This is a genomic window from Streptomyces niveiscabiei, assembly GCF_033794345.1.
GTDB lineage: Bacteria > Actinomycetota > Actinomycetes > Streptomycetales > Streptomycetaceae > Streptomyces > Streptomyces niveiscabiei.
On record NZ_JARAYJ010000019.1, the window covers coordinates 35,644 to 60,196 of the forward strand.

General features: G+C 72.5%; 26 protein-coding genes. 9 read left to right on the forward strand and 17 right to left on the reverse strand.

Annotated features, from left to right (window positions below):
• Window positions 1-15 precede the first annotated feature (15 nt).
• Both PV682_RS24860 and PV682_RS24865 read left to right on the forward strand, forming a co-directional pair.
• Complete coding sequence (locus PV682_RS24860; protein ID WP_319733487.1) at window positions 16-1,860, forward strand: phospholipase C; 1,845 nt, start codon at window positions 16-18, stop codon at window positions 1,858-1,860.
• Window positions 1,861-1,985: 125 nt separating this feature from the next.
• Window positions 1,986-2,612 carry a class I SAM-dependent methyltransferase gene (locus tag PV682_RS24865; protein ID WP_319733490.1) on the forward strand — a complete coding sequence of 209 codons (627 nt, stop codon included), beginning with the start codon at window positions 1,986-1,988 and terminating at the stop codon, window positions 2,610-2,612.
• Between the two features lie 3 nt (window positions 2,613-2,615).
• Here the strand turns inward: PV682_RS24865 and PV682_RS24870 are convergent, their stop codons facing one another.
• Window positions 2,616-3,317, reverse strand: a complete 702-nt coding sequence (locus tag PV682_RS24870) for a L,D-transpeptidase (protein ID WP_319733492.1) — start codon at window positions 3,315-3,317, stop codon at window positions 2,616-2,618.
• Between the two features lie 225 nt (window positions 3,318-3,542).
• Here PV682_RS24870 and PV682_RS24875 point away from each other — a divergent pair, with 225 nt between their 5' ends.
• Entirely contained in the window at window positions 3,543-4,238 is a 696-nt protein-coding gene (locus tag PV682_RS24875; protein ID WP_319733494.1) for an RAD23 family protein, read from the forward strand.
• An 8-nt stretch (window positions 4,239-4,246) separates the two neighbouring features.
• Here PV682_RS24875 and PV682_RS24880 read toward each other — a convergent pair whose 3' ends face one another.
• Both PV682_RS24880 and PV682_RS24885 read right to left on the reverse strand, forming a co-directional pair.
• Window positions 4,247-5,212: a D-2-hydroxyacid dehydrogenase family protein gene (locus PV682_RS24880; RefSeq protein WP_319733692.1), complete on the reverse strand. Its 966-nt coding sequence runs from the start codon at window positions 5,210-5,212 to the stop codon at window positions 4,247-4,249.
• 97 nt (window positions 5,213-5,309) lie between these two features.
• On the reverse strand, window positions 5,310-6,176 hold the full coding sequence (locus PV682_RS24885) for a pirin family protein (protein WP_319733496.1): 867 nt from the start codon (window positions 6,174-6,176) through the stop codon (window positions 5,310-5,312).
• Window positions 6,177-6,277: 101 nt separating this feature from the next.
• On the opposite strand from PV682_RS24885, the gene PV682_RS24890 reads away from it, so the two are divergent.
• Window positions 6,278-6,772: a MarR family winged helix-turn-helix transcriptional regulator gene (locus tag PV682_RS24890; protein WP_319733498.1), complete on the forward strand. Its 495-nt coding sequence runs from the start codon at window positions 6,278-6,280 to the stop codon at window positions 6,770-6,772.
• Window positions 6,773-6,782: 10 nt separating this feature from the next.
• Here the strand turns inward: PV682_RS24890 and PV682_RS24895 are convergent, their stop codons facing one another.
• The 3 genes from PV682_RS24895 to PV682_RS24905 all read right to left on the reverse strand — a co-directional run bounded on the left by PV682_RS24895 (window position 6,783) and on the right by PV682_RS24905 (window position 10,241).
• Entirely contained in the window at window positions 6,783-7,352 is a 570-nt protein-coding gene (locus PV682_RS24895; protein ID WP_319733500.1) for a hypothetical protein, read from the reverse strand.
• 124 nt (window positions 7,353-7,476) lie between these two features.
• On the reverse strand, window positions 7,477-9,015 hold the full coding sequence (locus PV682_RS24900) for an AbgT family transporter (protein WP_319733502.1): 1,539 nt from the start codon (window positions 9,013-9,015) through the stop codon (window positions 7,477-7,479).
• The gene (locus PV682_RS24905; RefSeq protein ID WP_319733504.1) at window positions 9,009-10,241 is read right to left on the reverse strand and encodes a metal-dependent hydrolase family protein; all 1,233 of its coding nucleotides are present in this window, start codon (window positions 10,239-10,241) and stop codon (window positions 9,009-9,011) included. Before PV682_RS24905 ends, PV682_RS24900 begins: the two co-directional genes overlap by 7 nt.
• Window positions 10,242-10,442: 201 nt before the next feature.
• On the opposite strand from PV682_RS24905, the gene PV682_RS24910 reads away from it, so the two are divergent.
• The gene (locus PV682_RS24910; protein WP_319733506.1) at window positions 10,443-11,459 is read left to right on the forward strand and encodes an Lrp/AsnC family transcriptional regulator; all 1,017 of its coding nucleotides are present in this window, start codon (window positions 10,443-10,445) and stop codon (window positions 11,457-11,459) included.
• 51 nt (window positions 11,460-11,510) lie between these two features.
• Here PV682_RS24910 and PV682_RS24915 read toward each other — a convergent pair whose 3' ends face one another.
• On the reverse strand, window positions 11,511-12,419 hold the full coding sequence (locus tag PV682_RS24915) for an AraC-like ligand-binding domain-containing protein (protein WP_319733508.1): 909 nt from the start codon (window positions 12,417-12,419) through the stop codon (window positions 11,511-11,513).
• Between the two features lie 166 nt (window positions 12,420-12,585).
• Here PV682_RS24915 and PV682_RS24920 point away from each other — a divergent pair, with 166 nt between their 5' ends.
• Complete coding sequence (locus PV682_RS24920; protein WP_319733510.1) at window positions 12,586-13,599, forward strand: ArsR/SmtB family transcription factor; 1,014 nt, start codon at window positions 12,586-12,588, stop codon at window positions 13,597-13,599.
• 16 nt (window positions 13,600-13,615) lie between these two features.
• On the opposite strand, the gene PV682_RS24925 is transcribed toward PV682_RS24920, so the two are convergent.
• From PV682_RS24925 to PV682_RS24965, 9 genes are all read right to left on the reverse strand, one after another.
• A complete protein-coding gene (locus tag PV682_RS24925; protein WP_319733512.1) occupies window positions 13,616-14,332 on the reverse strand; it encodes a polysaccharide deacetylase family protein in 717 nt (238 codons plus the stop codon).
• An 87-nt stretch (window positions 14,333-14,419) separates the two neighbouring features.
• A complete protein-coding gene (locus PV682_RS24930; protein ID WP_319733514.1) occupies window positions 14,420-15,061 on the reverse strand; it encodes a bifunctional 4-hydroxy-2-oxoglutarate aldolase/2-dehydro-3-deoxy-phosphogluconate aldolase in 642 nt (213 codons plus the stop codon).
• Complete coding sequence (locus PV682_RS24935; RefSeq protein WP_319733516.1) at window positions 15,061-16,239, reverse strand: alanine racemase; 1,179 nt, start codon at window positions 16,237-16,239, stop codon at window positions 15,061-15,063. Before PV682_RS24935 ends, PV682_RS24930 begins: the two co-directional genes overlap by 1 nt.
• Entirely contained in the window at window positions 16,236-16,640 is a 405-nt protein-coding gene (locus tag PV682_RS24940) for a RidA family protein (RefSeq protein ID WP_055724758.1), read from the reverse strand. Before PV682_RS24940 ends, PV682_RS24935 begins: the two co-directional genes overlap by 4 nt.
• Window positions 16,641-16,650: 10 nt before the next feature.
• On the reverse strand, window positions 16,651-17,655 hold the full coding sequence (locus PV682_RS24945; protein WP_319733520.1) for a sugar kinase: 1,005 nt from the start codon (window positions 17,653-17,655) through the stop codon (window positions 16,651-16,653).
• Between the two features lie 11 nt (window positions 17,656-17,666).
• Window positions 17,667-18,404 carry an amino acid ABC transporter ATP-binding protein gene (locus PV682_RS24950; RefSeq protein WP_319733522.1) on the reverse strand — a complete coding sequence of 246 codons (738 nt, stop codon included), beginning with the start codon at window positions 18,402-18,404 and terminating at the stop codon, window positions 17,667-17,669.
• A complete protein-coding gene (locus PV682_RS24955; protein WP_319733524.1) occupies window positions 18,401-19,051 on the reverse strand; it encodes an amino acid ABC transporter permease in 651 nt (216 codons plus the stop codon). Before PV682_RS24955 ends, PV682_RS24950 begins: the two co-directional genes overlap by 4 nt.
• A 1-nt stretch (window position 19,052) precedes the next feature.
• A complete protein-coding gene (locus PV682_RS24960) occupies window positions 19,053-19,763 on the reverse strand; it encodes an amino acid ABC transporter permease (RefSeq protein WP_319733526.1) in 711 nt (236 codons plus the stop codon).
• Between the two features lie 13 nt (window positions 19,764-19,776).
• Window positions 19,777-20,562: an ABC transporter substrate-binding protein gene (locus tag PV682_RS24965; protein ID WP_319733528.1), complete on the reverse strand. Its 786-nt coding sequence runs from the start codon at window positions 20,560-20,562 to the stop codon at window positions 19,777-19,779.
• A 228-nt stretch (window positions 20,563-20,790) separates the two neighbouring features.
• Here PV682_RS24965 and PV682_RS24970 point away from each other — a divergent pair, with 228 nt between their 5' ends.
• Window positions 20,791-21,585, forward strand: a complete 795-nt coding sequence (locus PV682_RS24970; RefSeq protein ID WP_319733530.1) for an IclR family transcriptional regulator — start codon at window positions 20,791-20,793, stop codon at window positions 21,583-21,585.
• Between the two features lie 27 nt (window positions 21,586-21,612).
• Here PV682_RS24970 and PV682_RS24975 read toward each other — a convergent pair whose 3' ends face one another.
• On the reverse strand, window positions 21,613-22,608 hold the full coding sequence (locus tag PV682_RS24975) for a helix-turn-helix domain-containing protein (protein ID WP_319733532.1): 996 nt from the start codon (window positions 22,606-22,608) through the stop codon (window positions 21,613-21,615).
• Window positions 22,609-22,717: 109 nt separating this feature from the next.
• Here PV682_RS24975 and PV682_RS24980 point away from each other — a divergent pair, with 109 nt between their 5' ends.
• Both PV682_RS24980 and PV682_RS24985 read left to right on the forward strand, forming a co-directional pair.
• Window positions 22,718-23,395 carry a peptidase inhibitor family I36 protein gene (locus PV682_RS24980; protein ID WP_319733534.1) on the forward strand — a complete coding sequence of 226 codons (678 nt, stop codon included), beginning with the start codon at window positions 22,718-22,720 and terminating at the stop codon, window positions 23,393-23,395.
• Window positions 23,365-24,543 (forward strand): acyl-CoA dehydrogenase family protein, encoded by a 1,179-nt coding sequence (locus PV682_RS24985; protein WP_319733536.1) that lies wholly within the window; start codon window positions 23,365-23,367, stop codon window positions 24,541-24,543. Before PV682_RS24980 ends, PV682_RS24985 begins: the two co-directional genes overlap by 31 nt.
• Window positions 24,544-24,553: the final 10 nt, after the last annotated feature.

Consider the following 24,553-nt stretch of genomic DNA (forward strand, 5'->3'; position numbering starts at 1 on the left):
GAAGGCGAGACCCGCATGATCGGCACACCCACCCCCTCCGGCGTACGGCGCCTGGCGCGCGTCGGCGCCCTGCTCGGCGCCGCCGCCCTGGCCGCGGCGAGCGGAGCCGCCCCCGCCTCGGCGGCCGGCGCGCACGGCCACCACGGCACCCCGCGCACCGGGACGCCGATCAAGCACCTGGTGGTGATCTACGACGAGAACGTGTCGTTCGACCACTACTTCGGCACCTACCCGCAGGCCGCGAACACGGACGGCACGACGTTCAGGGCCGCCGCGCGCACCCCGAAGGCCGACAACCTGTCGAACACGGGCCCGCTGAAGAAGAATCCGAACCTGTACGCGCCCCAGCGGCTCTCCTCCGCGCAGGCGATGACCTGCGACCAGAACCACTCCTACGGCCCGGAGCAGTACGCGGCGAACGGCGGCAAGGCCGACCAGTACGTCGAGAACACCGAGGTCGACAAGTGCACCGGCCTGTTCGGTGAGCCCGGCCTGGTCATGGACTACTACGACGGCAACACCGTCACCGCGCTGTGGAACTACGCCCAGCACTACGCGCTCGGCGACCACTCCTTCAGCTCCGTGTACGGCCCGTCCACGCCCGGCGCGCTGAACCTGGTCTCGGGCCAGACCCACGGCGTCGTCTCCGTCGACCCGAAGACCGGCAGGCGGACGGCGAAGCCCGACGCGTACACCGTCGTCTCGCCGGACGCGAAGGGCGTCGGCACGGTCGTCAACGACCCCGACCCGGCGTTCGACGACTGCTCGGACAAGGACCGCACCAGCAGCGACGCGCTCGCGCAGATGCAGGGCAGGAACATCGGCGACCTGCTCAACTCCAAGGGCGTGAGCTGGGGCTGGTTCCAGGGCGGGTTCCGGCCGAGCACCGCGTGGGACGGAAAGAGCGGGGACCGCGCGAAGTGCGCGGGCGCCACGCACACCAACGTCGGCGGCGCGGCCGTCGTGGACTACTCGCCGCACCACTCGCCGTTCCAGTACTACAGGTCGACGTCGAACCCGCACCACCTCGCGCCGAAGAACATCGCCGAGATCGGCCACGCGGGCCGCGCGAACCACAATTACGACCTCAGCGACTTCGACGCGGCCCTCAAGGCCAACCGCCTCCCCGCGGTGAGCTTCCTCAAGGCCGCCGAGTACCAGGACGGCCACGCCGCCTACTCGGACCCGGTCGACGAACAGCACTTCCTGGTCAAGGAGATCAACGCGCTCCAGCAGTCCCCGGAGTGGAGGTCGACGGCGGTCGTGATCGCGTACGACGACTCCGACGGCTGGTACGACCACGTCACCTCGAAGGTCCTGAACGGCTCCAAGGACTCGACGCCCGGCTCGAACGGCAAGGCCGTCGACTCCCCCGCCTGCCAGGCGGGCCCGGCCGCCGCGCACGGGTACGCCGACCGCTGCGGCCCCGGCACCCGGCAGCCGCTGCTGGTCGTCTCCCCGTACAGCAAGGTGAACGCGATCGACCACACGGCGACCGAGCAGGCGTCGATCACCCGGTTCATCGAGGACAACTGGTGCACCGGGCGGATCGGTGACGGTTCCTTCGACGAGCGCGCGAACAGCCTGGCCGGGATGTTCGACTTCCGGCACCCGAACAACAAGCAGGTGCTGCTGAACACGGACGGCTCCGTGAAGTCGGTGAAGCCGATCCCGGGCCACTTCGCGCGTACGGCGCCCTCGCCGCGGTACATCGCCGACCTCAAGGCGCAGAACGTCGCCGCCGACACGTCCACGACGTCTCCGGTGGTGCCGGTCGCGCTCGGGGGCGGGGTGCTGGCCGCGGGCGCGGTGGCGACGGTGTTCGCGCTGCGGCGGCGGGCGCGCGGGGCTTCCGCGTAAGGCGTTGCGTAACTGACCGGCCCCCTCGTCGCGGCGGGGCCGGTTTTGCCGTTCCCGCAAGTTTCCGTGCCCGCGCGCGGCCTCCCTGGTGAGACTGGCCGTCCACCGACACGAGGAGTTCCCCGATGGACACCACCGACGCGTTCACCTTCTGGGACGGCGTCTACGCGGCCCGCGAGGCGAACGGCGATCCCCGCCCGAACGCCCGCCTCACGGAGATCGCGACGGGACTCGGACCCGGCGACGCGCTCGACCTCGGCTGCGGCGACGGCGGCGACGCGCTGTGGCTCGCCGGGCAGGGCTGGCAGGTCACGTCCGTCGACATCTCGGCGGTCGCGGTCGGCCGCCTCGCGGACCTCGCGCGCGCACGCGGACTCGGCGAGCGCGTCAGCGCCGTACGCCACGATCTCGGCGAGTCCTTCCCCGCCGGGGAGTTCGACCTGGTCAGCGCCCAGTTCCTCCAGACGCCGTACGCGTTCGACCGGGCGAGCGCGCTGCGTACGGCCGCGCACGCGCTGCGGCCCGGCGGGCGGCTGCTGGTCGTCGACCACGGGTCGGCGGCGCCGTGGTCGTGGAACCAGGATCCCGGCGCGCACTACCCGAGCCCGCAGGAGGTCGCCGCCGGGCTCGCCCTCGACCCGACGGTCTGGAGCGTCGAGCGCGCCGACACCCCCCGGCGCGTCGCGACCGGCCCCGGCGGTCAGCGGGCCGAGGTCATCGACCATGTCCTGCTGATCCGCCGGACCGGCTGAGGCTCACGCCCCCGGGCCCGCCTCCCGCACGATCCCCGGCCGGGTCCCCCACACGACCACCCGGTCCCCCTTCCGCAGCACGCCCCACAGCCGCCGCGCGTCGCCCACGCGCAGGTTGACGCAGCCGTGGGAGCCGCCCTTGAAGAGGTCCCCGTAGGAGCCGTGGAACGCCCGGCCGCGGTCGAAGAACTGGGCGTAGGGCATCGGGGAGCGGTTGTAGAGGGACGAGTAGTGGTCCTTGTGGCGGAGGTGGACGCGGTGGGTGCCGGTGCGGGTCTCGTAGCCGTCGCGGCCCGAGCGGATCGGTACGGGGGCGTAGAGCACGCGCTTGCCCTGCTGCACCCACATCAGCTGGCGGGCGAGGTCCACGCAGGCCACCCGGTGGGCGTCGACGGGGCAGCGGCGGCCGGCGTTGGGGTGGGAGGCGGCGCGGGCGACCAGCATCATGCGGTACGTCGGGTAGTTGGCGTAGCCGTTCGCCGGGAAGAGGCCGCTGCGGGCCTGGAAGGCGCTGATGGCCCGACAGTCGGCGGGTGACTGGCGCCCGTCCTCGGGGAGTCTCAGGTGCCGTTCCAGTTGCCGCTGGTAGGGCCCGGTCCCGGCGGTGCAGTCCGAGGGGTCCGCCTGTGCCTCGGCCGTCGGCAGGGCCGTCGCGAGCAGCACGGTCAGCAGGGTCAGCGCGCGGCGCGTCGAGTAGGTCCTCATGGGGTCAGCAAACCCGCGCGCCCGGTCGCCGGGGGTGCGGGCTGCGCCGAACGGCCCACTGCCCGGCGCGGACGCACCCGTTCGGATCAGCGGACATGTGCGGCCGGATCGTGGCCGTCGTGTCGTGCGCGGCCCGGCGGCGTGATCCGCGCGGTCTTTGCGGTGGCGTCCCGGTCCCGTTCAATGAGGAAGGGGGGTGACCCCGGTGACGGCTGGGAGGGGCGGATGGCTGAGGATCCGGATCAAAGGAGCGCTCCCGCACGGCGGTTGGGAGAGATCGCCGCGCTGGTGTCGGCGCTCGCGGCGGTGGCGGGCATCCTGCTCGCCGTCTTCGGGGTGCCGGGCTTCCCTGGGGCGACAGCCGCGCGTCCCGGTGCTCCGAGCACCGCCTCAGCGGCTCCCCCGCCGTCCGCGACCACCGCCGCGGCGGTTCCCTCGCCCTCCCTGCCCGCGCTCCCGCGAGGGTGGCGCCGGGTGGCGGAGCCGGAGCTGACAGCGGTGTTCGCCGTTCCGGACGGGTGGACGCGCACCAAGAAGAACGCGATCCAGAGCGCGTGGGCCTCGCCCGGCGGCACGTACGAGATCGTCCTCAAGCGTGACACCTCGTACGGGCCGACCGCTCGGGCGGCGGCTGCCGGGCAGCTCGCCTGGTACCGCGAGGAGGCCGAGTCGTCCATGGCCGCTCTGCGGGCGACGACGCGTGCGTTCCGCCAGGGCGGGAAGGAGGGGGTGCGGCTGGATCTCGGGTACCACTGGCGTGGGCAGAGTGCCGCCCGCAGCCGTGTCGAGGTGTTCGTGGCGGGGGAGGCGGGCCGGGTCTACCAGATACTCGTGGACACCCCGGCGGGCGGTGAACACCTGGCGCGGCAGCGGGAGTTGCTGGAGACGGCCGTCGCGTGTCTGGTGCCGGACGCCGAGTAGCCCGGGGCTCAGCGCTGGGTCAGCACCCGTACCGGCGTGCCCGCAAGGAACGCCGCGATGTCCTCGACCGCCTCTCCGTAGAACGTCCGGTAGTTGCGCTCGGTGACGTAGCCGAGGTGCGGGGTCGCGAGGACGTTCGGGAGGGTGCGCAGGGGGTCGTCGGCGGGGAGGGGTTCCGTCTCGAAGACGTCGAGGCCGGCTCCGGCGATCCAGTGTTCGCGCAGGGCGCGGACCAGGGCGTCCCGGTCGACGATCGCGGCGCGGGAGGTGTTGATCAGGTACGCGTGGGGGCGCATCGCGCGCAGTTCGGGTTCGCCGAGGAGGCCGCGGGTGCGGTCGGACAGGACGAGGTGGATCGAGACGAAGTCGCTGCGGGTCAGCAGGTCCTCCTTGGAGGCGGCGAGTCGTACTCCGGCGTCCGCCGCGCGCTGCGCCGTCAGGTTCTGGCTCCAGGCGAGGACGTCCATGCCGAACGCCGTGGCGACGCGGGCGACCTGGCTGCCGAGGCGGCCGAGTCCGAGGAGGCCCAGGGTGCGGCCGGCGAGGTCCTGGCCGAGCGTCGACTGCCAGGGGCCGTTCTCGCGCAGGGCCCGCGCCTCGGTGGTGAGGTGGCGCGCGAGGCCCAGGAGCAGGGCCCAGGTGAGTTCGGCGGGCGGGGTCGCGCCGCTCGCCGTACCGCAGACGGTGACGCCCTGTCCGGCCGCCGCCGTGAGGTCGATGGACGCGTTGCGCATGCCCGTCGTCACCAGGAGCCGCAGCTTCGGGAGCCGCTTCAGGAGGGCGGCGTCGAAGGGGGTGCGTTCGCGCATGGCCACGACGATCTCGCAGTCGGCGAGTTCGCGGGCCAGGCTGTCTTGGTCGGTGATGTTCTCGCGGAGGGTGCGTACGTCGACCTGGCCGGCGAGGGGGCTCCAGTCCGCCGAGGCCAGGGCGACGTCCTGGTAGTCGTCGAGTACGGCGCAGCGGAGGGGCATGCGGGGGGTCATGCGGGGTCCTGCCTTTCCTGCGGGCCACAGGGTGATCAGCGTACCGACGGGCCCGGTGGGGGTCCGCCGCGGGCGGCCGGGCGGGTCACCGGTCGTAGGCGAGCCGTGCCGTGCGCGGAACCGGGCCGAACGTGCCGCTGCGGAAGTCCGCGAACGCCTTCCTGATCTCGTGCTCGCTGTTCATGACGAACGGGCCGCCGAGGGCGACGGGTTCGCGCAGGGGTGTGCCGCTGTAGATCATGACGCGGGCGGGGCGGTCGGGGTCGGTGGCCTTGAGGTGGAGGGTCGTGGCGGCGGGGCCCGCGACGGGGTCGGACCAGCCGGTGCGGCCCGCGTGCAGCTCGCGGCCCGCGACGAGGAGGCGGCCGTTCATGACGTGCGCGAACAGGCGGTGTTCCGGCGGGACGTCGAGCGTGTACGAGGACTCGGGGTCGAGGGTCGCGACCAGGCCCTGGACCGGGTGGTGGGTGTCGGCGGCGCCGGTGACGCCGTCCACGGTGCCCGCGTGGACGTCGATACGGACGCCCGGGGTCTCGACGCGGGGCATCGCCGCGCGGGTGAGGTCTTGGTAGCGGGAGGGGGTCAGCTTCTTCGCCGCGGGGAGGTTGAGCCACATCTGGAGGACGTGCGCGTGTTCGTCGCGGTAGGCGAGTTCGCGGTGGATGATGCCGCGTCCGGCGGTCATCCACTGGACCTCGCCGGGTTCCAGGGCTCCCGCGTGGCCGAGGTTGTCGCCGTGTTCGAGGACGCCGTCGACGACGGTCGTGACGGTCTCCAGGCCCCGGTGCGGGTGCCACTCGAAGCCCGGCGCCGAGAACCGGTCCTCGACCAGGGCCAGGAACGGGTCGGTGAGCGCGGGGTCGGTGGGGACGAAGACGAGCGCCTTGTCGTCGACCTGCGCGTCGGGGCCGAGGTGCTGCTTCTCGGTGACGCGGTTGATGATCCGTTCCATGGGGGCTCCCGGCAGACGAGCGGCGCGGCGGACCCGCGCCGAACTCCATGACACATCATCCAATATATATGACCTGTCATTCACTCCATTACGCTGGCCCCATGACGCAGTGGCTCACGAACGAGGAACTCCTCGCCTGGCACGGACTGATGCAGCTCAGCTCCCGCCTCCAGACAGACCTGGGACGCCAGCTCCAGGACGACCACGGGATCTCCGTGGCGGACTACGAGGTGCTGGGGCGGCTGAACGACGCCGACGCGGGAGTACGGGCCAGGGATCTCGGCGCGTCGCTGAACTGGGAACAGAGCCGCGTCTCCCATCAGCTCGCGCGCATGCGGCGCCGGGGGCTGGTCGAGCGGAGCGACTGCGAGACGGACCGCCGAGGGGTCACGTTCCGGCTGACCGAGGCCGGCCGCACCACTCTGGAAGCGGCGGCGCCCGGACACGTGGACACGGTCCGGGCGCTCGTCTTCAACGCCCTGTCCCCGGAACAGGTGACGCAACTGGCCGAGCTGACGGGGCACTTGATGCGGCACGTCGACACGTGCCCGCTGGCGGACTCGCACCGGGCGGCGGTGCGGGCGTCGCAGACGTAGGGGGGTCGCTCTAGGACGGCAGGGTCGCGAGGAGGCCCACGGTCTCCGCGAGGGCTCCCGGCTGGCCGAGGGCCTGGAAGTCGGCCTCCACGTCCGCGAGCCGCAGAACGCCCCGGCGTATCGCGTGGTAGCGGACCAGCGACCACACGTACACGTCGAGGTTGTCGAACTGGGTGCCCTCCTCGATGACCTCCTCCTCGTGGGACCAGACGGCGACCTTGCCGTCGGTGAGGACGACGTAGTAGTTGCCGCCGCCGTCGGCGCCGACGGACCAGACGTCGTCGTCGGTGAGTTCGGTCTCGTGGTCGGTGCCGAGGATCCGGCAGTCGTTCTCGGCGAACTCGAAGGCGTACGACCAGTCGTGGATGTCGAGGAAGGCGGGCATGCGGCCCGCGCGGACCCGGCGGTCGAAGGCGGCCAGCGCCGCCCGGGCGGCGACCGGGAGGCGCCCGAGGAACGGCTCGACCGGCCGGGTGTCCTCGGGTACCGAGGCGTACTCCGCGCCGGGGAACCAGCGCGCCAGATCGGCGTCGAGGCCCTCGCCCAGGTAGCCGGTCAACTGGTCGGTCGTGAGAGGCATGCGGGGAGGCTAGCGGAGGGGCGGTGGGGGTGGCGGGGCCGGCGACGGGTTGCGTAGGCGGGTACGTGGTTCCACGGAGGGGGTGCGCGTGCGCGGTCCGGCGAGCGCCCCCGGTGTGGGCGTCTCACTCCAGCCCGATCCGCGCACCCGGCCCGAGCGGCAGGTCGAAGCCGTAGAAGACGGCCAGGATGACGAGCCACGCCGCGAGGAAGGGGACGGTGAAGATGGCGAGGCGCGAGATCAGCGTGCCGAGGCGCGCGTCGGGTTCGTAGCGGCGGAGCATCGCGAGGAGGAGGAAGACGTACGGGTTCATCGGCGTGATGATCCCGGTCGCGGAGTCGCCGATGCGGAACGCGGCCTGGCTGAGCGCGGGGCTCATGCCGAGCAGCATGAAGGCGGGGACGAAGACGGGCCCGACCAGCGACCACAGGGCCGAGCCGGAGACGATGAACAGGTTCAGGCAGGCCGCGAGCAGGACGAACGCGACCAGTGCCCAGAACCCGGTGAGCCCGATCGAGTCGAGCCCGGCTGCGGCCTTCACGGCGAGCAGGATCCCGACCCGGGACCAGGTGAACAGCGCGATGACCTGCGAGGCGACGAACATCAGCGCGATGTACCCGGACATCGCCTTCAGGGACTCGGTCATCGCGCCGACCACGCCCTCGGCCCCGCTCAGCGTCTTCACGGTGAACCCGTACACGGTCCCCGCCAGCAGGAACGCCCCGAACAGGACCGCCACGACTCCGGAGAGCAGCGGCGACGGCACCAGCGCGCCGCCCTCGCCGCGCAGGGGGGCGCCGTCGGGAAGCCACAGGGCGAGGACACCGGCCGTGTACGTCAGGACGGCGAGCCCCGTGAACAGCAGTCCCCGGCGCTGTACGGGCGTGAGGGCGAGGTTCCCGGGTTCGTCGTCCGGGGCGTCCCCCTCGTACACGCCGAGGCGCGGTTCGAGGACCCGGCTGATGAGGAAACCGCCGAGCAGTCCGAGGACGAGGCTGCTGGACGCGGTGAAGAAGTAGTTGACGAGGAGGTTGAGGTCGAGCCCCTGCGCGGCGGGCAGTACGGACGCCGCCTTCTGCGTGATGCCGATGTACAGCGCGTCCAGCGACCCGATCGTGAACCCGGCCGCGTACCCCGCGCCGACGCACGCGAACCCTCCGATCAGCCCGGCCACGGGATGCCGTCCCGCGCTGCGGAAGACGACGGCGGCGAGCGGCGGCAGCACGATGGAGGCGACGTCGCTGATCATGTGCGCCTGGCAGGCGACCAGCGCCACCAGGTACGGCAGCACCGCGCGCGGCGCGCGGGCCAGCGTCGCCCGCATGACCGTGTCGAGGAGCCCGGCCTTCTCCGCGACGCCGACCGCCATCACCATCAGCAGGACGGCGGCGATCGGCGGGAACGTCGCGAAGTTCGTGACGAGGTTCTCCGTCAGCCAGCGCACCCCTTCGCCGGTGAACAGGCCGCCGATCGGCTCGCTCTCCCCGGTGCCCGGCACGGTCACCCGCACCCGGGCGACGGCGAACGCGGTGGAGACGACGGCCAGGATCAGGAAGAGCGCTGTGAACAGAATGACCGGGCTGGGCAGCGCGTTCCCGGCCCGCTCGACGTACGCCAGGACGCGGTCCGTCCGGGTGGGCCGCTCCCGCGTCCGCGTCACCACCTCAGGTCCTTGCGTATGACGCCGCCCTGGACGACGCACACGATGTTCGCGGGGTCCCCGAGGACGCCGATGTCGGCGAGGGGGTCCCCGGCGCAGACGATCAGGTCGCCGGTGCGGCCTGCCGTGAGAGTGCCCAACTCGTCGTCGAGGCCCAGGAGTTCGGCGGACGTACGGGTCCCGGCGACGATCGCGGCCATCGGGTCCATGCCCAGGTCGACGAGGTAGCTCAGCTCCATCAGGTTGACGCCGTGCGGGCCGACCGCCGCGTCCGTGCCGAGCGCGATCCTGGCCCCGCGTTCGATGGCCCGCGCGATGTTCTCCTTGGTGACGCCGGACCAGCGGGTCTTCTTCTGGTAGTGGTAGTCGGCCATCTTCGCCTTGTCGATCCCGGCGTACACGGTCGACAGGGTCGGTACGACGAACACGCCGCGCTCGCCCGCGAGGTCGAGGGCGCGGTCGTCGAGGCCGTACCCGTGCTCGACGCTGGTGACGCCCCCTCGGATCGCGTTGAGGATGCCCGCGTTGCCCTGCGCGTGCGCGGCGACGGGCCGGCCGCCGTGCCGGCGCGCCTCGTCGACGACGGCCCGGATCTCGTCCTCGGTGAGCCCCTCGTCGTCCGGGTCGTCGTACGGGCTGCCCATCCCGCCGGTCGCGCACACCTTGATCAGATCGGCGCCGTCCCGCAGCACCCGCCGCACGGCGAGCCGCGCGCCCGTCTCGTCGTCCGCGATCTCCGCCATCCCGCCGCTCAGGTCGGTGCCGTCCCGGAGCCTGAGATCGGCGTGGCCGCCGGTGTGGCTGATGATGCGTACGGCCGTGTGGAGGCGGGGGCCGGTGATACGGCCGGACTCGACGGCGGTCCGGAATCCCGCCGCGAGGCCGCCGAGGTCGCGGGCCGTGGTGATCCCGGCGTCGAGGGTCTCGCGCAGGCGCGCGGTGGTGTCCAGGGTGACGAGGACGGGGTCCAGTTCGGCGCGGCGGCCGGGGGGTGAGGCATGGGCGTAGGCGAGGTGGACGTGGCAGTCGAAGAAGCCGGGCAGGACGGTGTGGCCGGTGGCGTCGACGAGGTGCGCCTTGGGGTCGGGCGGGGGTGCGGTGGCCGCGGGGCCGGCGTAAGTGATGGTGCCCTGGGCATCGATGGTGACTACGGCGTCGTCGAGGGGAGGGGTGCCGGTGCCGTCCACGAGGCGGGCGGAGTGGATGTGGAGGGGGGTGGGGGGTGTCATCGAGTGGCTCCTCGCGGTCTCGCGGACATTCGTCGCCGGAAGCGTGAACCGGTCGTGGGGGTCGGAACGATGAAGGGGCAGAGGGAGCGGGCAGGTCGGCTGTGTGGGAAGGAGTGTGGAGTGCTCGGGAGAACGCCGGACGGCGATGCAGTTTTCGCACCGGATCCCGCCGGCTCGCGCAGGAATGCGCCGCCTGGGGGCGTGCAGGATTCCGCCGCCGTCGGGCTGGACGAGTTGGACCGGGCGGTCGTGCACGCGTTGCAGATCCATCCCCGGGCTCCGTGGAAGCTGGTCGGGGAGGTGCTGGGGGTCGATCCGGTGACGGTGGCCCGGCGGTGGCGTCGGCTCGCGGACGCGGGGCTCGCGTGGGTGACCGCGTATCCGAGGCTGTCCGATCCCCGGCTCATGGTGACGGGGTTCGTGGAGGTGGACACGGCTCCCGGCGCGGCCGAGGAGGTGGCGCTGGCGTTCGCGCGGGAGCCGGCTGTCCTGAACGTCAAGCTGACGGCGGGGGCGCGTGATCTCGTGATCGCCGTGCAGGCCCGCGGTCTCGACGAACTGGCGCTGTTCACGGCGTCGTTGTTCCGGCGCACGCCGGGTGTGCGGTCGACGCGGACGCATGTGTCGACGGGCGTGCCCACCGAGGGGAGCCGGTGGCGGCTGCGGAGTCTCGACGCGGCGCAGAGTGCGCGGATCGCGGCGTCGCTGCCGCCGGTCGCGGCGCCGGAGCCGTGCTGGGACGAGCTCGACGCGCGGCTGCTGCGGTTGCTGAGCGCGGACGGGCGGATGCCGCTGAGCGGGCTGGCGTCGGCGACGGGGGTGAGTCCGACGACGTTGCGGCGCCGGGTGCGTGAGCTGCTGGCCTCGCGGCTGCATCTGCGGTGCGATCTGGCCCGGCCGCTGTCGGGGTGGCCGTTGTCGGCGGTCTACTTCGCGTCCGTGCCGGCGCCGTACGTGGAGCGGACGACGCGGGTGCTGGCCGGGGTGCGGGAGGTGCGGATGTGCGCGATCACGGCGGGGCCGGCCAATCTCCTGTTCGACGTGTGGCTGCGGGATCTGCGGGACGTGCACGTCTTCGAGGCGTACGTGGCGGGGAAGCTGCCCCGGCTGACGGTGGTGGACCGGTCGGTGGTGCTGCGGACGGTGAAGCACATGGGGCGGCTGCTGGACCGGGGCGGGCGGTGTGTGGGGGTGGTGCCGTTGCGCAGTCCCGCGTGATGCCGGGTCGGGTGGCCCGGCGGGTGTGCCTCGGGTGGCCCGGCGGGTGCTTCAGGTGGCTCTGCGGGGGCGTCTCAGGTCGGCGACCGTCTCGCCGAACTCGCGTTTCAGGGCGCGGCCGAGGTGCTTCGTGTCGAGGATGCCCCAGCGGGCGGCGATGGTCGCGGTGGAGCGGTCGGTGAGGGCGGGGTCGAGGAGGTCGCGGCGGATGCGCAGGAGGCGTTCGTGGCGGATCCAGGCGGTGAAGGTGAGGTCGGCGCCCTTGAAGAGGGAGTGCAGGTAGCGGACGGAGAGGTGATGGCGGCGGGCGACGTGTTCGGCGGTGAGGTGGGGGTCGTCGAGGTGGGCGAGGGCGTAGACGCGGATGCGGTCGGCGAGGGCGCTGGCGACCGGGGCCCGTTCGGGGGCGGTGTCGGCGAACTCGGCGAGGAGGAGGGCGGTGATGGCGTCCGCGAGGTGGGCGCGGGGTTCGGCCCGGCCGGGGAGGGCGTCCGGGGACAGGGCGTGGCCGAGGAGGGCGCCGATGCCGGTGCGGGCGGAGACGGCGAGGGCGGTGCGCCGGCCGATGGCGTCCACGTGCCGGCCGAGGCTCGCGCGGGGGACGCACAGGACGGTCATGTCGGTGGGGCCGTCGCCGATGATGCGGTAGGGGCGGGTGTTGTCGAGGACGAAGAACTCGCCCGGGGCCAGGGCGTCGGTGCGGCCGTCCTGTCCCACGCCGAGCCGGCCCCCGTGCAGGAGGGTGAGGTGCACCCACTCGCGGTCGGCGGAGGTCATGGTGCGGCCGTCGCGGATGACGGTGGCGCCCGTGGCCTCGATGCGGACGACGGCGGCGGGGCCGATGGCCGTGTGCTCGAACGTCGCGTGGAACACGGGGGCGGGGTCCGTGACCCGCAGCGGGGCGAACAGGGACGAGGCCGCCGCCTCGAACGACTCCGCCCGGTCCTTGTTGTCCGTCATGCCGGTGCACTCCCAGATCCCCCGCCCGGACGGCCACTGTACTGGGATGTTGTGCATGAAATGGGGAGTCCTCGTGCACGTGGTGGTGCCCGCCGGCCACGCGCTGTTCCCTACGCTCGTCGACGGGAACGACCCGTCTGGAGACGCGCAGTTGAGGAACGGTTCGATGCACAGTCACACCGAGTTGCGTCTCGGCCCGCTCGCCGAGGTGCGGATCTCTTTCGCGGCCCATCAGAGCGCGACGCTGCTGTCGCTGGTGGCCGACGTGTTCGGGGCGCGCAGCCACGGGGTGCCGCGCAGGTGGCGGGAGATGGTCCGGGGTGCGGTGCCCGAGGCGGGGGCGGCGGTGCTGCGGCCCTTGTTCGCGCCCGGGTACTCGATCATCCCGGACTGCGTCACGCCCACCGCGTGCATGCCGGAGGGGGACGCGGCGGCCCAGTTCGCGCAGTTGACGGACCTCGCGCCGGGGACGCTGCTGGACGAGCTGGAGGCGGAGTTCGGGGGCGAGGTGCCTCCGCAGTGGCGGCCCGTCGTGGACCGGCCCCGGCAGTGGATCCACGGCTACGCGGAGGTGCTGCGGCGGGTGTGGCTGGAGTTCGAGCCGGTCTGGCGGGGTGCGGAGGCGTACCTGCGCCGGGAGACGGAGCGGGTCGGTGCCGCCGTCCTCCAGGACTGTTCCGAGGCGGTGCTCCAGGATCTCAGCTCGCGGTTCCAGCTCGTCGGCGAGAGTCTCAGGCTGCCGGATCCGCAGGCCGACACGTACGCGCTCGACGGGCGCCGGCTCGTCCTCGTGCCGATCCTCTCCGGGCCCGGGGCGTCGATGTTCGCGCTCGACCGTCCCGACCTGGTGTGGATCGGCTACCCGCTGCCCGGGGTCGGGCGGCTCTGGGAGTCCTCGGCGGCGCCCTCCCCCGCCAAGGATCCCCTCGCGCTCGTCGTGGGCCCGCTGCGCGCCGCGATCCTGCGTACCGCCGCGCATCCCCTCACCATGGGGCGCCTCGCCGCGCTCCTGGAGTGCAGCCCCGCCAACGCCACCCACCACTGCCGGCAGCTCACCGACGCGGGGCTCCTCGAACGGTACCGGCAGGGCCGCAACGTGTGGATCGGCCGGACCGAACGGGGAGACGCCGTGGTGGAGTTGCTGTCGCAGAGCGGGACGCTGCCGGACTCGCCCTGGTGACCGCGGCGGGCGGTGATCAGGGCCGGTAGGCCTTGCGGTTGTCGTACGTGACCTTGCCCGCGGGGAGTTTCGCCGGGGCGAACAGCTGGTCGACGGTGACGATGTGGAAGCCGCGGGACTTCAGGCCGGTGATGATGGCGGGGATCGCGTTGACGGTCGTCCTGTGGATGTCGTGCATCAGGACGATGTCGCCGGGGCGAGACTGCGTGGTGACGGTCCTGACGAGCCGGGCGGTGTCGCGGTACTTCCAGTCCAGGGTGTCGATGCTCCAGTGCACGAGCGGGCGGGCCGCCGCTTTGCGCACGGCCGCGTTGTGCGCCCCGTACGGCGCCCGCACGGTGCTCGGCTTGAGCCCCGTCGCCTTTTTGATCGCCGTGTCCGTGCGCGAGAACTCCGCGTTGATCTTCGCGGCGCTCAGTTTCGTCAGATCCGCGTGGTCCCAGCTGTGGTTGCCTATCTGGTGCCCCCCGCCTGCTATCGCCTTCGCCACGGACGGGTTGCGCTGCACGTTCTGCCCGACCAGGTAGAACGTCGCTCTCACGTTCCGGTCGCCCAACGTCTTGAGCAGTCTCTTCGTGTCCGCGACCGGCCCGTCGTCGAACGTGAGCGCCACACATTTCACTTTCCGGCAGTCGACGGCCTTGGCGGCGGCCTCCGCGGTCGAGGCCGTGCCCACCAGCGCGGTGCCGCACAGGGCCGCCGTGAGCACGGAGATGACGAGTCGTCGGCGCATCGGTTTCCTCCAGGTTCAGCGGGTTTGCTCGTAAGACGCGCCAGGAGGAGGCATGGATGCGTGTATGTTCTACGAATTTCCGTACGATCAGGGGGAGTTCAGGGGCGAGTTCGGCATCGCCGCCACGAACCCCGCCGCGCGGCGGGTGATCCCCGGCCAGTCTCCCGCCGCGACCACGCCTGCCGGGACCACGTCGGACCCCGCGCAGACCGCGTGGGCACCGGCGGTCAGGAAATCGGCGGCGTTCGTGGCGTTGACGCCGCCCGAGGCGATCAGAGGGACCCCGGGATAGGGGCCGTTGAGGTCCTTGAAGTAGCGGGGGCCCAGGGAGTGGGCCGGGAAGATCTTGACCGCCGCCGCGCCCAGGTCGACGGCGTACGCCACCTCCGTCGGGGTCAGGGCGCCCATGACCAGGGGGACTCGCGCGGCCGTCGCGACCCGCGCCACCTCCTCGCGGCACCCCGGCGTCACCAGGTACGCCGCGCCCGCCTCGACCGCCGCCTCCGCCTGCGCGGCCGTGAGGACCGTGCCCGCGCCGGTACGGCAGCCCGGGACGGAGGCGGCGTCCCGGAGGTGGGCGGTCAGGCCGGGAGTGGTGTACGTGAACTCGACCCAGGGGATGCCGCCTTGGGCGAGCGCGGTGGCCAGGGCCGCGGCGTCCGGGATCTCGGGGGCCCGGATCACCGCGATCACGCGGCCCTCGGCGAGCGTGGCCAAGAAGTCCTGCATCAGAAGAACGTCCTTACGAAATCGACGACTTGGGGGTTCGGCGCGTTCGCGTCGGCCAGGACCGGGATCAGGTTCCACTTGTCGAACGCGGTGCAGGGGTGGGAGAGGCCGAGGCGGACGACGTCGCCGACCTGGACGTCCGCGTCGCGCAGGAACGTGTGCTGGTCGTTGAGGGCGGTGACCCGCGCGCCAGCCGACGCGCCGCCGCCCCGGACCAGTTGGGGTTCGGGCAGCCCCTCGTCGTAGGGGAAGTCCCGCTTGCCGCCGTCGAGGAGCGCGAGGGCCGGTTCGGGACGGGAGACCACCCGGGCCCAGCCGTGCATGGCGCTGCGCAGCGGGAGCGGGGAGACGGTGCGGTAGTAGCCGTCGTCGTGGATCAGGTAGGCGCCGGAGCGCAGCAGGACACGGGTCCCGGCGGCGCGCACGGGCGCCAACTCCCGTACGACCGTGGCGAAGTGGGCGCTGCCGCCCGCGGTGACGACGGGGTCAGGGACGTCCGGCAGGCCGTCCGCGAGCAGCCTGTCGTGCAGGACGACCAGGTCCCGGAGGTACCTCTCGATCGCGGCGGTGGACTTCAGGGCGCCCTCGTATCCGCTGACCCCGGCGAGCCGCAGCCGCGGGTCCGCGTGGATCGCCCGGGCGACCGCGACGGCCTCGTCGACGCCGCGCGCCCCCGTCCGCCCGCCCTGCGCACCGAGTTCGACGCACACGTCGAGCGGACGCTCCCCGGTGTACGCCGAGCGCAGCAGGTCGACCGTGCGCGGGGAGTCGGCCCAGCAGGTGAAGGAGAACCCGGCGTCGCGGTCGAGTTCGGCGCCGATCCAGCGCAGTCCGGCGGGGTCGAGGAGGGCGTTCGCGAGGTGGACGCGCTGGATGCCGAAGGCGCGGGCGACGCGGACCTGGGCGAGGGTCGCGAGGGTGATCCCCCGTGCCCCGGCGTCGAGTTGGCGCCGCCACAGCGCGGGGGCCATGGTGGTCTTGCCGTGCGGTGCGAGGTCGACGCCGGCCGCAGCGCACCAGTCGGCCATGGTGCGCAGGTTGTGTTCGAGGGCGGACGCGTCGAGGGTGAGGAGGGGGGTGCCGAACTCGTCCAGGGTGGGCCGGGTCGCGAGGAACTCGGCGGCCGTACTCCCCCACGCGTGGTCCGGCACGGCCTTGAACCGCCAGTCGAGGATCACTCCACGACCGCCTGCGCGTCGATCTCCACGAGCATGACCTCGTGCGGGAGTTCGACGAACACGGTCGTCCGGCACGGCTTGGGCGCGCCCTCGGGGACGTGTTCGGCGATGAACTCGGCGTACACCTCGTTCATCGCGGCGAAGTCGGCGCGGGTGGTGAGGTAGACGCGGAACATGACGACGTCGCCGACGCCGGCGCCGCCCGCTTCGAGGATCGCGCGCACGTTCTCCAGGGTGCGCCGGGTCTGTGCCCTGACGTCGCCCTCGTGCAGGTAGGCGCCGGTCGCGGGGTCCTGCGGGCCCTGGCCCGAGACCTGGAGGATCGGCCCCTTGCGGACGCCCTGCGAGAACGCCCAGGCGGGGGCGGGGGCGCCGGTGGTGCGGATCGCCTGGTGGGTCATGGTCGTGCTCCTAGAGGGTCAGCGCGGACCAGGCCGCGTCGTCGAGGGCGAGGTGGTCGTCGAGGGTGGTGCGGGTGAGGGGCGGGGGGACGTCGGCGCGGGTGGCGAGGGTCGCGGCGGCGGTCAGGTGGCCGAGGCGCAGGGCGTCGGCGGGGGCGCGGGATTCGAGGTGGGCGGCGAGGTATCCGGCGGCGAAGGCGTCACCGGCGCCGACGCGTTCGACGACGCGGGCGGCGGGGGCGGGGACGAAGGCGGTGGGCGCGCGGGGGACGTACGGGGTCGAGGTGCGGGTTTCGCCGCCGGTCACGCCTTCACCCTCGTACACCGTCGCGCCGTGGCTCGCGTCCTTCACCACCAGGGTCGGGCCGGGGATCAGGGCGCGGATCTCCTCGGCCGTGCCCGTGTTCCAGAGGTTCTCCGCTTCGTCCCGGCCGACGAAGACGAGGTCGGCGGCGCGGGCGAGGGTGAGGAGGGCGGGGGCCGCGTCGGTGCGCCAGAGCGCGGGGCGGTGGTTGACGTCGAAGGAGATGAGGGGGCCGGGGACCTTCCGGTGCAGGATGACGGCCTCGACCAGCTCGGCGCACGTGTCCGAGAGGGCGGCGGTGATCCCCGTGAGGTGGAGGATGCGGGTGCTGCGCAACAAAGGCAGGGCGGTCAAGGCCGTACTCATGGCCGTAGCCGCTGAATCCCGGCGGTAGTAGTACGTGCCCGTCCCCTCCGCGCCAGGGTCCTTGAAGTACACGCCGGTCGGCCGGTGCGGGTCGGTCTCGGCGGACGAGATGTCGATGCCACGGGCCGCGAGGTCGTTCAGGACGCGCCGGCCCAGGGGGTCGGCGCCGACGCGGCCCACCCAGGCGGCGCGGTGGCCGAGCGCCGCCAGCGTGCACGCGACGTTCGACTCGGCGCCGCCGACGGTGAGGGCGAGGTGGGTCTGACGGTCGAGGGGGGTCGCGGTCGGCGGGCTGAGGACAGCCATGGTCTCGCCGACGCACACGACGTCCGGGGGGAGGTGCACGGAATCGTCCTTCACGTGTCCAGTACGCGGTGCAGGAACTGCTGGGTCCGCGGCTGTGCCGGGTTCGCGAACACCTCCCGCGGCGGCCCCTGTTCGAGGACGACGCCGCCGTCCATGAAGACGACCCGGTCGGCGGTGTCCTTCGCGAACCGCATCTCGTGGGTGACGACGACCATGGTCATGCCGTCCTCGGCGAGGGACCGCATGACGCCGGTGACCTCGCCGACCAGCTCGGGGTCGAGCGCGGAGGTCGGTTCGTCGAAGAACATGACGCTGGGGTCCATGGCGAGGGCGCGGGCGATGGCGACGCGCTGCTGCTGGCCGCCGGAGAGCTGCGCGGGGTAGCTGGCGGCCTTGTCGGCGAGTCCGACGCGGGCGAGGGCGGCCCGGCCGCGTTCCTCGGCGTCGGCCTTGCCGAGGCCCCGCACCTTGAGCAGGGCGAGGGTGACGTTGCCGAGGGCGGTCTTGTGGGGGAACAGGTTGAACTGCTGGAAGACCATCCCGACGTGCCCGAAGATCTCGGGGGCGCGCCTGCGGTCGTGCAGCGGGACGCCGTTCACCCACACCTCGCCGCCGTCCGCGCGCTCCAGGTCGCACATGATCCGCAGCAGCGTGGACTTGCCGGAGCCGCTGGCGCCGATGAGGACGACGACCTCTCCGGGTTCGACGTCGATGTCGACGCCCTGGAGGACGTCCAGGTCACCGAAGCGCTTGCGCACCCCGGACAGGGAGATCCGCGCGGTGGTCATACGGGCAGCGCCTTTCGTTCCATGCGCCGCACGAGCAGCGACAGCGGGTAGCAGACGGCGAAGTAGAGGGCGGCGACGGCGAGGTAGGAGGTGGCGGGGTCGCCGGAGCGGTCGATGACGGCCTGTCCCTGGCGCAGGAGTTCGACGTAGCCGATGACGACGGCGATCGATGTGTCCTTGATGAGGGACAGGTACTGCCCGACGAGCGGCGGCAGGACGATCGTCCGGGTCTGCGGCAGGACGACGCTGACGAACGTCCGCGCCCGGCCGAGCCCCAGTACGCGCGCCGCCTCCCACTGTCCGCGCGGCACGGCCTCGATCCCGGCGCGGAAGATCTCCGCGATGTAGGCGCCCTGGTAGAGGGTGAGGGAGACGAGGGCCGCGCCGAAGACGGTGAGCCCCATCGGCGCGATGTAGGCGATGCCGAAGTACAGGAACAGCATCTGGATGAGCAGCGGCGTCCCCCGGAACACCTCCAGGTAGACCCGGCCGAGCTGGGCGAGGACGGGTACGCGGCTGGTGCGTACGGCGGCGACGAGGACGCCGAGGAGGGTGCCGGTGCCGATCGCGGCGAGGGAGAGCAGGACGGTGGATCTGAGGCCGTCGAGGTAGAGCTCGCGGTTGGACCACAGGAGCGAGAAGTCCATGTCACGCCCCCTTCGGCAGCAGGCGGCGTACGGCGCGGCGCTTCGGGGCGGGCTTCAGCGGCGGCCGGAACGCCATGCGGCCCACGAGTCCCGCGGCGAGCGCGACCGCGTTGGTCAGCACCAGGTAGAGGACGGCCGCGATGCCGAAGACCTGAACGGTCAGCAGGGTGCGGGAGTTGACGACCATCGCCGTACCGGTCAGCTCGGGCACGGAGATCGCCGAGAGCAGGGAGGAGCCGAGGACGATCTGGACGAGCTGGCCCACGACGGCCGGGTAGACGTTGCGCAGGGCCTGCGGGAGGACGACGTGCGCGAAGGTCCGCAGGGGGCTGAGGGCCAGGACTTTCGCGGCCTCGCGCTGGCCGTCCGGTACGGCATCGATGCCGGCGCGGAAGATCTCGGTGAGGTAGGCGCCGACGTTGACGCCGAGGGCGAGTACGCCGGCCTGTACGGGAGTCAGGCGCAGGCCCGCCGAGGGCAGGACGAAGTAGGCCACGAACATCTGGAGCAGCACCGGGGTGTTGCGCAGGACCTCGACGTACACGGCCGCTGGGGCGCGCAGGGCGAGGTGGCGGGAGCGGCGGGCGAGGGCGCCGAGGAGGCCGAGGGCGAAGGCCAGCGCGAAGGCGGCCAGGGACAGGCGCAGGGTCAGCCAGGCGGCGTCCAGGTACGCGGACCAGTCGCGCAGGGCGTAGCTCCAGTCGACGAACATGTGAACCCCCTTGTCAGTAGGCCGGGTTGAGCGGGAAGACCCGCTGGACGCCGAACCACTTCTCGTAGAGGGCGTCGGCCTCGCCGGAGGTGTTGAACTCCCGCAGCCAGGTGTCGACCCACTGGGTCCAGGTGGCGTCGCCGAGGGGGAGGCCGATGCCGTTGTATTCGAGGGGGACGACCGAGTCCTTCGTGACGGTGAGGGAACTGTCCTTCTTGGCCTGGAAGTTGAGGAAGTTGGAGTCCTCGACCATGGCGTCCGCCTGGCCCTGCCTGACCGCGAGGACGGCCGAGGAGGAACTGTCGTACTCCTGGATCTTCGCCTTGGGGTTGGCGGCCTTGACCGCGTCGCCGTTGGTGGAGCCCTTGGTGACGGCGACCGTCTTGCCGGTCAGGTCCTTGAGGGTCGCGATGTGGCTGGACTTCTTCACGAGGAGGACCTCGCCCGCGACGATGTACGGGTCGCTGAAGTTGACCTGCTTGGCGCGTTCGGCGGTGGTCGTGAAGTTGCAGACAACCGCGTCGACCTTCCTGGTCTGGAGGTTGGGGATGCGGTTGGCGGAGGTGGTGTCGACGATGTGGACCTTGACGCCGAGGGCCTTCGCCATCGCGGTGGCCACGTCGACGTCGTAGCCCTGGGGCTTGTTGTCCTTGTCGAGGGACCCGAAGGGCGGGAAGGTCAGGCAGCTCGCGACGTTGAGGGTGCCGCGCCGGATGACCTCCTGGAGGGTGGAGGACTGGGCGCCGCCGGTGGCCGCGCTGACCGAGGTGCAGGCGGTGAGGGATGCGGCGGTGGTCACACCGGCACAAATCATCAGGAGTGGGCGGGTACGGTGACGGAATCTCGGCACGGGGGCTCCCTTCCGGGAGGGGATGCGGTGCGGCGGGGTGTTTTGCAGTGCAGAATGTGATTTCACATTGCACGGCTTGGCGTTGCCGAGAAATTAGCCCCGTCCCCGATCGGCGTCAATGCCGGATTTCAATATGTAACATTCCGTTTTGCAGTGCAGTACGTTAGGGTCTGCCGCGTGACCTCCGAGACCCCCCGCAACTCCTCCTCGTCCCTGCGCCGCGCGCTCGCCCTCCTCATGTACCTCGCCGAGGACGACAGCCACCCCCAGGGCACGACCCTCACCGACCTCGCGACCGGGCTCGGCATGAGCAAGAGCACGGTGCTGCGGCTCGTCGCGCCCCTGCGCGAGACCCGCCTCGTCGACCAGGACCCCGAGAGCGGCCACTACCGCCTCGGCCCCCAGAACGCCCTCCTCGGCCAGGTCTACCTGGAACGCCTCGACATCCGCCGCACGGCCTCCCCGCTCCTCCACCAGCTCGCCCAGGACGCCCGCGAGGCCGTCCACCTGGTGAGCTTCGACCCGCCGGAGATCGTGTACATCGACAAGGTCGAGAGCCCGCAGGCGGTCCGCATGCACTCCCGGGTCGGGGGACGGCAGCCGGCGTACTGCACGGCCACGGGCAAGGCGTTCCTCGCGCACGCGCCGGACGCGGTGCTCGACGAGGTCCTCGCGGCGGGCCTGCCGCGACGCACCCCGGCCACCCTCACCACCCCGGCGGGGCTGCGCGCCGAGCTGGACTCCGTCCGGGAGCGGGGGTACGCCGTCGACGACGTCGAGAACGAGCTGGACATCCGCTGCGTGGCCGCGCCGGTGTTCGGCCACAACGGCACGGTCCTCACGGCGATCAGCGTCTCCGGCCCGGCGTCCCGGGTGACGCACGAGCGGCTGCCGGAACTGGCGGGACAGGTGATGGAGGCGGCTCGGGCACTGACGGAGCGGCTGGGCGGGGCGGGGGGCCGGGAGAGGTGAGGGGGTGCCCGGGTTCCGTGTCCGGTGTCAGCCGGGGCCCGGTGTGTTGGCCCGTAGCAGCGCCGCTCCCAGTGGGGTGAGCGTGTGCAGGACCGACATCGCCTGGCGGTGGGTGGTGAGGAGGCCGGCGCTGCGCAGAGCCGTGGCGTGCTGGCTGGCCGAGGAGGCCGAGACCCCTGCGGCGCGGGCGAGTTCACCGGTGGTGGCGCCCGTGGCGACGGCGCGCAGGACACGGGAGCGGGTGCGGCCCAGGAGAGCCGCGAGGGGTGCGCCGGAGCACAGGTCTCCGGGGAGGGCGGCGGGGTGGGGCTCCTGGTGGAGGGGGTAGATCAGGACCGGGTCGAGTGTGGCGCTGCGGAAGGTCACCGGGGTCCCCCAGCAGAAGTGGGACGGGACCAGCAGGAGCCCCCGGCCGCCGAGCCGCAGGTCACGGTCCTCGGGGTAGCGCGCGCACAGGACCGGCCGGCGCCAGCGCAGCGCCGGCCCCAGGTTGCCGAGGATGCCTTCGGCGCCCGTGCTGAGGACGGAGCGCGCGTGGGCCGCGCGTTCGGCGTCGATGCGTGCCTGGATGCGGTCCCCGTAGGGAGCGATCACGAGGTCGTGGTAGGCGCGCAGCGCGCGGACCAGCTCCTCGCGGAGGTCCGGTTCGGCCAGGCGCGCGGCCCAGGAGGGAGCGCCGCTGGTGCGGTGGAGGAGGCCCACCTCGTGCAGGACCCGGTGCCGGGGAGTGCTCAGGACGGCTTCGAGTCCGGCCTCCAGCCCTTCGGCGGCCTCGGCGGGAGTGAGGAAGTCGGGGAAGTAGGCGGCGCGCGGGACCAGGGGTAACAGGAGTGTTCTGACGGTACGGCCGAACCCCGTGGCGTGCAGCCGGGTGCGGGTGGCGCGGAACCAGTCGGCGTGCGCCCACCGTCCTTCGCGCGTCTGGAGACGGTGCAGGCTCATGCAGGTCTCCCAGAGCGGATCGGGTGCGGCGGCGACGCGGGTGCGGGTCAGGTCGAGGTCGGTGAAATGGATACGGAGCATTCCGTTCCCCCCTTGCGGCCTGGGCTTTTCGGGCGGAGTCACAAACCCTCGCGCACCATGCTCCCGTCAGGGGACCCTCGGGTTCAACGCCACGACGAAGGGAACAAACGTGTCTCTGCGTACCACCGTCACGACCCTTGCCGCCGCCTTCCTCATGGGAGGGGCACTCGCCGCCGCGCCGACCGCGCAGGCCCAGGAGTCCACGCCGGCGCGGCCCCTCGCGGTGTCCCTCGAGTCCGGCCAGGCCGTCGGCTTCGGCGCGACGCCCGACGCGGCCGGCCTCCGCGCGTACTCGGACTGTCCGAGCGGCTGGATCTGCTTCTGGTCCGGCTCGAACGGGACCGGGTCGAGGTGCCAGTGGAGCAGCTCCCTCAACCCCCGGGCACGCGAGGAGTGCTCGTGGATGAACAACGGCACGGTGACGAAGTCCGTCTACAACCGCACGAGCTACCGCTACCACTACTACAGGGCCTTCTCCTACCAGGACCGCATCGGCAGCACCCTCTCCGGCGGCCAGGGGAACCTCGCCGGCACGTACACGATCGGCTCCCTGTGCCGGCACAACGCGAGCGGGTGCCCCAACTACGCCGGCCCTCGTCTCCGGTCGCCCGGGCGGGGTGACGGGGAGCGTACTCGGCGGCAGGTGGCGGGGAGCGGGCCGGGGTGGGTGGTGGATCCACCCGCCCCGGTCCGGGCCCCGGCCGTGCCGTACCGTGACGCTCACCGTGCGTCGGGGCGGCTCAAGGAGATGGCGGGATGGGGCAGTTGGAGCACGTGCTGGGTGTGATCGCCGAGCGGCGGGCGGAGTTCGAGGCGAAGGGGCGCGTACCGGCGGACGTGATCGAGGAGTTCAAGCGGGCCGGGGTGTACCGGGCGGGTGTTCCCCGGCGGTTCGGCGGGGACGCGCTCGCGCCCGCCGAGTTCCTGCGGGTCGTGGAGCGGATCTCGGAGGTGGACGGCTCGGCCGGGTGGGTCGCGAGCTTCGGGTCGGCCACCGTCTATCTCGCGGGGCTGCCCCTGGAGACGCAGGCGGAGCTGTACGCGGACGGTCCGGATGTGGTGTTCGCGGGAGGGTTGTTCCCCGTGCAGCCTGCGGCGCGGGTCGCGGGCGGGTATCTGGTGGACGGGCGGTGGAAGTTCGCGAGCGGGTGTCAGGGCGCGGATGTACTGGGCGTGGGCATCAAGGCGGACCCGGCGGGTGGGGTGGGCGAGGCCGGTCGAGCCGACGGGGTGGGTGACGGCGGTCGGGCCGGTGGCGGTGGCGCTTCCGTCGGGCGGCCCCTCACCGCCGTGCTGCGGCCCGAGCAGGTCGAGATCGTCGAGAACTGGGACGTCATCGGGCTGCGCGGGACCGGGAGTCACGACCTCGCCGTGGCCGGGGTCGTGGTGCCGGAGGAGTGGACGTTCGTGCGCGGTGGTCCGGCGACGGTGGACGAGCCGCTGTACCGGTACCCGACGGTGCCGTACGCCGCGCAGGTCCTGGCCGTCGTGGGGCTCGGTGTCGCCCGCGCCGCCCTCGACCACGTCACGGCCGACGGTGCCCGCCCCGCGTGGACCGGCGCCCCGAAGCCCGCCGACCGGGCGACGTACCGTATCGCGACAGCCCGGTCCGAGGCCCGACTCCGGTCGGCGCGGGCCTACTTCTACGAGGTCACGCACGAGGTGTGGGCCACGGTCGAGGCGGGCGACCCCGCGTCGAGGGAACAGGCGAGCGCCATGCGCCTCGCGTCCACCCACCTCGCGCAGACGGCGTTCGACGTGACCCGCGCCGCCTACCACTTGGGCGGCACCGCCGCGATCACGGCAGGCGGCGTCCTGGAGCGGTGCCTGCGGGACGCGTCGGTGGTCCCCCAGCACGCGTTTCTCCAGGAGTCGGTGTACGAGGGAGCGGGCGCCGTCCTGACGGGTGTGGACCCGTTCCCGGGGTACGTCTGATCGACGCGGG

Bases quoted from the DNA above. Each gene is read 5' to 3' on its own strand.
- PV682_RS24940 (WP_055724758.1), bottom strand. From the start codon at position 16,640: ATGACCCACCAGGCGATCCGCACCACCGGCGCCCCCGCCCCCGCCTGG.
- PV682_RS24920 (WP_319733510.1), top strand. From the start codon at position 12,586: ATGCACAGTCACACCGAGTTGCGTCTCGGCCCGCTCGCCGAGGTGCGG.
- PV682_RS24975 (WP_319733532.1), bottom strand. From the start codon at position 22,608: ATGCTCCGTATCCATTTCACCGACCTCGACCTGACCCGCACCCGCGTC.
- PV682_RS24930 (WP_319733514.1), bottom strand. From the start codon at position 15,061: ATGCAGGACTTCTTGGCCACGCTCGCCGAGGGCCGCGTGATCGCGGTG.
- PV682_RS24860 (WP_319733487.1), top strand. From the start codon at position 16: ATGATCGGCACACCCACCCCCTCCGGCGTACGGCGCCTGGCGCGCGTC.
- PV682_RS24915 (WP_319733508.1), bottom strand. From the start codon at position 12,419: ATGACGGACAACAAGGACCGGGCGGAGTCGTTCGAGGCGGCGGCCTCG.
- PV682_RS24885 (WP_319733496.1), bottom strand. From the start codon at position 6,176: ATGGAACGGATCATCAACCGCGTCACCGAGAAGCAGCACCTCGGCCCC.
- PV682_RS24960 (WP_319733526.1), bottom strand. From the start codon at position 19,763: ATGTTCGTCGACTGGAGCTACGCCCTGCGCGACTGGTCCGCGTACCTG.
- PV682_RS24925 (WP_319733512.1), bottom strand. From the start codon at position 14,332: ATGCGCCGACGACTCGTCATCTCCGTGCTCACGGCGGCCCTGTGCGGC.
- PV682_RS24875 (WP_319733494.1), top strand. From the start codon at position 3,543: ATGGCTGAGGATCCGGATCAAAGGAGCGCTCCCGCACGGCGGTTGGGA.
- PV682_RS24870 (WP_319733492.1), bottom strand. From the start codon at position 3,317: ATGAGGACCTACTCGACGCGCCGCGCGCTGACCCTGCTGACCGTGCTG.
- PV682_RS24985 (WP_319733536.1), top strand. From the start codon at position 23,365: ATGGGGCAGTTGGAGCACGTGCTGGGTGTGATCGCCGAGCGGCGGGCG.
- PV682_RS24955 (WP_319733524.1), bottom strand. From the start codon at position 19,051: ATGGACTTCTCGCTCCTGTGGTCCAACCGCGAGCTCTACCTCGACGGC.
- PV682_RS24905 (WP_319733504.1), bottom strand. From the start codon at position 10,241: ATGACACCCCCCACCCCCCTCCACATCCACTCCGCCCGCCTCGTGGAC.
- PV682_RS24880 (WP_319733692.1), bottom strand. From the start codon at position 5,212: ATGCCCCTCCGCTGCGCCGTACTCGACGACTACCAGGACGTCGCCCTG.
- PV682_RS24865 (WP_319733490.1), top strand. From the start codon at position 1,986: ATGGACACCACCGACGCGTTCACCTTCTGGGACGGCGTCTACGCGGCC.
- PV682_RS24895 (WP_319733500.1), bottom strand. From the start codon at position 7,352: ATGCCTCTCACGACCGACCAGTTGACCGGCTACCTGGGCGAGGGCCTC.
- PV682_RS24890 (WP_319733498.1), top strand. From the start codon at position 6,278: ATGACGCAGTGGCTCACGAACGAGGAACTCCTCGCCTGGCACGGACTG.
- PV682_RS24950 (WP_319733522.1), bottom strand. From the start codon at position 18,404: ATGACCACCGCGCGGATCTCCCTGTCCGGGGTGCGCAAGCGCTTCGGT.